This is a genomic window from Winogradskyella sp., assembly GCF_013213975.1.
Lineage (GTDB): Bacteria > Bacteroidota > Bacteroidia > Flavobacteriales > Flavobacteriaceae > Winogradskyella.
In genome coordinates this window covers 1-6,217 of record NZ_JABSST010000120.1, presented here as the reverse complement: position 1 = coordinate 6,217, position 6,217 = coordinate 1, and the positions used below count along the sequence as shown (strand labels likewise).

The following is a 6,217-nucleotide window of genomic DNA, read 5'->3' as shown; positions in this document are numbered from 1 at the left end:
ATATGAAAAAACTAAATAGACTTAATATTATTTTTACGTCTATAAAATCAAACAACCCTTCTTGATGTATTTTCTTTAGAAGTTAATAGGCTAATTTCTCGTACATATGCCGATGGACTTTGACCATAGTATTTTTTATAACTTGTACTAAAATATTTAGGATTTGAAAAGCCAACAGAATAAGCAACCTCACTAATATTTTTATTTTTTTCTTTTAATAAAGCTCTTGCCCTTTTTAATCTAATAGACCTAATATATTCTGATGGAGATAAATCAACTAACGACTTAAGTTTATGATAAAAAGGTGTTCTACTCATACCTACAAATTCATATAAGTCATATACCGATAATTCAGGATCACTGATGTTTTCCTCAATGTAGGTGTTAATATTTGTAATAAATAAGGTATCTAGTTCGTTTAAAATATCAAAATTCTCAGTCTCATCTAACTGTAAAAATTTCCTTTTTAATATTTGGCGATTCTCTATAATTCCATCAATTTTTTTAACCAAAATATCAAATTCAACGGGTTTGGTAATATATTCGTCAGCTCCACTCTCTAAACCTTGTAATATGTTTTGTTTTGAAGAAAGACCTGTTAGAAGAACAACAGGGATGTGGCAGGTTTCCATTTTACTTTTTAAATTCATACAAAGTTGACGTCCGTTCATCTTTGGCATCGATATGTCAGAAATTACAATATCTGGTAAATTTTGTAGCACTAAATCAAATGCCTGTTTTCCGTTTGATGCTGTAATAATTTGATATGTTTTCTGAAGTCTCAGCTTTGCATAATTTAAAAGTTCTTTGTCATCTTCTACAAATAACAACTTTATTCTATGATCATTTTCTTGGAATCTGTCATAAACAATATCTTGGGATGATTCACTAACGTCTCTATTTTCTTTCTTCACGATTTCTATCGGGAATATAAATTTAAAAGTAGATCCTTTATTTGAACTTTCTGACAAAAAAACTTTACCATCCAATTTTTTTGCTAAATCAGAAGCCAAAATTAACCCTACTCCACTGCCAGGTATTCCAGCCTCAAGAGCTTGAGGGGATCTATAAAACAAATTAAATATCTTCTTTTGCTGAGATTTTGGTATCCCTATACCAGAATCTTTTATAGAAATTTCACAGTTATCATTTTTAATATTTAAAGAAATGTGGATTTTTCCATTTTCATTTGTGAATTTTACTGCATTGGTAAGCAGGTTACTAACAACAACATCTATAATTTTTCTATCACTTAAAATTCTTAAATTGGAAATTGATGAATCATCAAATGATAAATCTATTTTTTTTCGTTGACAAAGTAGTGTAAATGCTAATAACTTATCTTGAAAAAATAAATGTAAATCAATGCTCTCTTTTATTAATGGTTTCCCTTTTACTTTAATTTTTTTAAAGTCTAGAAATTGTAGCATTTGCTTTTGTAATTTGTCTGCACTGGAAAGCGCAATATTGACATTTTGCTTAACATGATTATTTTGTTCATTTTGTAAAATATCTTGAAGGGGTGCTTTTATAAGTGTTAAAGGCGTTTTTATATCATGAGCCATATTTATTAAATAATGTAAACGCTCTTCAGAATTTTTTGAATTCATTCTTAATCTTAAAAAATAATTTATCGTTACCACTAATAAAATTAATAGTAAGGTATAAATAATAAAAGCCCAATAACTTAGCCAAAAGGGTGATTTAATAATGATATCAATATGTCTTTCGTTTGTCAATATTTCACCTCTTTCATTAATAATTCTTAATTTTAAGGTATACTTATTCGGACTGAGGTTTGTATAATTAATTCTATCGATTTTATTAAAGAAAATCCAATCTTTATCAAACCCTTCTAATTTCCATTGTACTTTTCCAATATCAGGGTGTACAAAATCAATTGTACTAAAACCAATGGCAAATGAATTTTGAGCATAATCTAATTCTATAATTTTAGTTTGGTTGAGTGCTGTTTTCAGTGGAGAATCCTCACCTATAAAAGTCAATTTATGATTGATATAAAAATCTGTGAGAACAAGTGACTTCTGAGATTTTATAGATCTTATATGCATTGGATCAAAATAAACAACGCCTTGATTTGTTCCAAAATACAATTTATTGTCTGAAGATTTTATAACAGCATTTTTATTAAAATCTGTTGATATAAGACCATCGGACTTAAAAAGAGTATATATATTTCTATTTCTATCAATTCTTGATATTCCTACACTTGTTGCAGCCCATATATATGAATCTGCTTTAATAATTGAAAAAATAAAATTAGAGGGTAACCCTTCATTTGTAGAGATATGTTCGATACTTTCTTTATCAAAATTTACAATAAAAATACCAGAATCTGCTGTGCCTACCCATAATTGTCTGTGTTCATCTACAAAAAGTGAATTAACTGACTTTCCATTTAAGATAGAATTTTCGATAAACTCTGGAACTGTTGACTCTGAAGATTCTGTATTTAAAATGAATAATCCTTCCGAACCCCCTAATACTAAATCTTCGGGAGTTAAAGACTCTATAATTTTAACACCTTTTATTGGAAAGAGTTTGGTTGTTTTAGTGCTTATGGAATATTGCATTACTCCACTTGATGCATTTGCAAAATAAATGAGGCCGCTATTTAATGCAAAAATGTCAAAGACTCCTTCTGAATAATATTCTTTTGGAGCGTTATTTGCTACAGTATACTTTCCAGATTTCCCTAAGTCATACTTGGTAATATAATTAGTATGGGAGGATGTCCATATATTTTTGTCTTTATCTACCGCAAGCGCATGGACAAATCCACTAAGGATATTTTTTTGATTTGCAACTTTAGATAAGTGAGACCATTTATTATTTGCTTTATCCCATATACTTACACCTTTTGAAGTTCCGAAAGCGATAATATCTTCTGATACTTCTGATATTGATAAAATATTATTATTGTCAAGAGAATTAGGGTCTCCGGGGATTTGGTTTAGATATTGTATTCCTAATTGTTGTGGATTATAAGAATTTAATCCGCCCCTGAAAGTTGATATAAAAAATATACCATCTCTATTTTTAAGAATATCAAATATTGAATTAGAGCTTAGACTATTAGGGTCATTTTGTGTAAATGAAAATTTATTCACTAATATTAAATCTGAAAGATTTAAAACTATTAGTCCAACACCATCTACACTTGCGATAATACTATTTGGCGTATATCCCTCTATAGACCTTATATACAATCCTTTATATCTCTCAAGTCCTAAAGGTATTATAAAATCAAAATTAGTTAAATTAAATGCACAAAGACCTCTTTTATCTGTCCCTAACCATAACCTATTGTAGCTTTCATCAAAAAATAAAGAACGGATTTTTCCCTTATGGATATCAATATTTGCAGTATGACTAACGTCGAGTAAATTATGTTGTAATTCATAATCTTTATTTAAAATAAAAACACCTTCAGATCCTGCCAAATAAATATTATTCTCCTTATCTTGTGTAATTGCCTGAACACTTCCTGTTACTTTTTTATTTAGTACTATTTTCTTAGTTTTAATATCAAAAAAGTAAAGTCCGAATTCACTTCCTATCCAAAATCTTTGGTTATGATCTATCCAAAAGAAATTTGCTTTTATGGAAAACTCTAGATCTTGATATAAGGCATGGTAAAGGATAAATTTATCATGGCTTATTGAATACTTAAAAAGCGATCCATTATTTGCCAATAACCAAATTTGATTGTTTTTATCTTTTTGAAGATAAAATCTATAAAAATCTTCTTTTCTAATATTAGAAAAATCTGACAGTTCGTAGTGTTTAAAGTTGTTCCCATCAAAACGGTCTACTCCAATATCTGTTGCTATCCATAAGAAGCCAAGATCATCTTCAACACTCGTAAAAACTCTACTACTACTTAATCCGTCTTTAATACCAAATTTTTGAAAGGTTTGATTCTGAGAAAAAGCAATAAAAACATATAATGAAAAAAGAAAAACTAAAATAGTTTTTTTATTCATGGAATAAGTTTGATTATTTATAATCTAAAATATAAAAATTTAAAAAGTAAAAACATAATTATACAAACTAAAAACCCTTCTCAAAATAATATATATTGGAAGAGTTTTTAAAAAAATTAAATAAAAAACTATTTAATCTATCTCGGGATTTGCACCAACCTCTGCTGCAGGTATAGGTAAATGCATTACTGTACTTTCATCTATATCATGAGTTACATCGAAATTTTCATTTCTATTAACATAGTTATTATGTGGGTCAATCACATGATTTTTAAACCATTGATAACCTCTTCTTCTATTATTGAACCAGTCATGACCTTCAGTCAATAATTCGTAATTATATTCTGCCATAATTGCCTCTCTAAAAGCATCTTGTCCGCCTGAATATAATGAACTAGGAGTAATTCCTACACGATCTAAAACTTCTGTAACATAACTTAATTGCTCTCCATTTTGTAATTCGTTTGAAATTTCAGCCAACATCAATAATAAATCAGCATACCTATAAACAATAGTGTTTCTTTGGCTAATATTGTTGGTTTGTGTTTTATCTTTTAAACTTGTTTTAAAAGGTAAGGGAAATGATGTATTCCAGCTTTGACTTCTGTCGGAACCATTATGGTCTGGATAAAAAGTAGAAGTACCTCCAAATGTATTATCGTAACTTGTTAAAAAAGTAGATTCTAATCTTTGATTATCTGTTGGATAAGCTTCTAAATGTCTATCATATACCTCAGGATTCACTCTTAGCTGCATCCAACCAGGGAATTCTCCATAATTTGCTATACTCCAATCTCTAAATAAATCTGATTTTATAGTAGAGTTAAATTGTATTTCAAATATCGATTCCTGAGTATTCTCATTAGTTCTTCCGTCAAATAAATCTGCATAATCAGCCACCAGAGAGTAATTACCGTATACTTCAGTTGCCTCATTGTAAGCCAATTGCCAATAATTCTCAGAATTGGTTTGTAATTCTGTATTGGTTGCTAAGTACATATAAACTTTTGCTAATAGCATATTGGCTGCATATTGCCTTGGATATCCTGCTCCCATCATTCCATTCATATTTTGGATAGCAGATTTAGAGTCACTGATAATTTGTTCTAAAATAACTTTAGAATCCTCTTTTCCTAAATAAAGTGTTTCTGTATCTACAGGAACTAAACGCAAAGGAACATCTCCCCACAATTGAACAAGGTTAAAATAAGAATAAGCCCTTATAAAATAGGCTTGTCCTAAAATATCCTGGATGGTTTCATCATTAGAGCCCTGAGAATTCACACCTTCAATAACATCATTTGCCCTTGCAATAGCATTATAATGTCCATTCCATACAATGTTTAAAGTAAAGTCCCCCTCTAATGGCTTTAATGATGCCATTGATGAATTCACAGCATTATTATTTGATGGACCTCCACCTTCTGTGGATACATAAAAACCTGAATTATAATTAAGTAACTTTGGGAAAAAATATCTAAAAGTACCCCAATCTGCCCATGCATGGTAAACCCCGTTAAGCGCTCCAATTGCATTATCAGGATTACTATAGATTGTCTCTGAAGTTAAAAATGGAGGGTCCTCTTCTAAGGTGCAACTTCCAAAAAGCAATATCCCCCCTAGTAAGAGATAAGACATGTATTTTTTTCTTGTTTTCATAATTGTAAATGTATTTATTAAAAATTGATAGTCATTCCTAAAGTAAATATTCTTGAGTTTGGAGGGCTAAAATTATCAACACCTAAAATTAGAGGGTCATTTAAATAACTTGTCAAAACAGGTGTATAACCCGTATAGTCGGTTATTGTGAATAAATTCGTCGCGGCCACGTATATTTGTGCCTTACTAGCAAAACTTTCAACAGGAAGATCATAGCCTAAAGTTAAGTTATTTAATCTAAAATAACTACCATCATAAACCATTCTATCTACGGGACCTCCTTTTCCTGAAATAAACGTACCTATTCTTGGATAAGTATTTGAGGGAGCATCTGGCCTCCAGGCCTGTTCATAGGCGTCAACTGTAATATTAGTAAATCGACCTTCTGCTATATTTAACGTTTCAAATTGTGTATTTATAATATCATTTCCATAAACTCCATCAAAATTTGCACTCAAATTAAAACGTTTATAAGAAATATTCATATTTAATCCATATACAAAATCAGGGTTTGGATTACCAATAATTGTTCTATCAGAAATATTAATAAC

The 6,217-nt window shown here is 29.6% G+C and carries 2 protein-coding genes and 1 pseudogene; all 3 read right to left on the bottom strand.

What is annotated here, in order from left to right:
• Positions 1-47: 47 nt before the first annotated feature.
• A complete protein-coding gene (locus HRU49_RS13795; protein ID WP_296358163.1) occupies positions 48-4,007 on the bottom strand; it encodes a hybrid sensor histidine kinase/response regulator transcription factor in 3,960 nt (1,319 codons plus the stop codon).
• Between the two features lie 132 nt (positions 4,008-4,139).
• The gene (locus tag HRU49_RS13790; protein ID WP_296358160.1) at positions 4,140-5,666 is read right to left on the bottom strand and encodes a RagB/SusD family nutrient uptake outer membrane protein; all 1,527 of its coding nucleotides are present in this window, start codon (positions 5,664-5,666) and stop codon (positions 4,140-4,142) included.
• 17 nt (positions 5,667-5,683) lie between these two features.
• Positions 5,684-6,217, bottom strand: a pseudogene (locus HRU49_RS13785) (hypothetical protein); the annotation flags it as partial.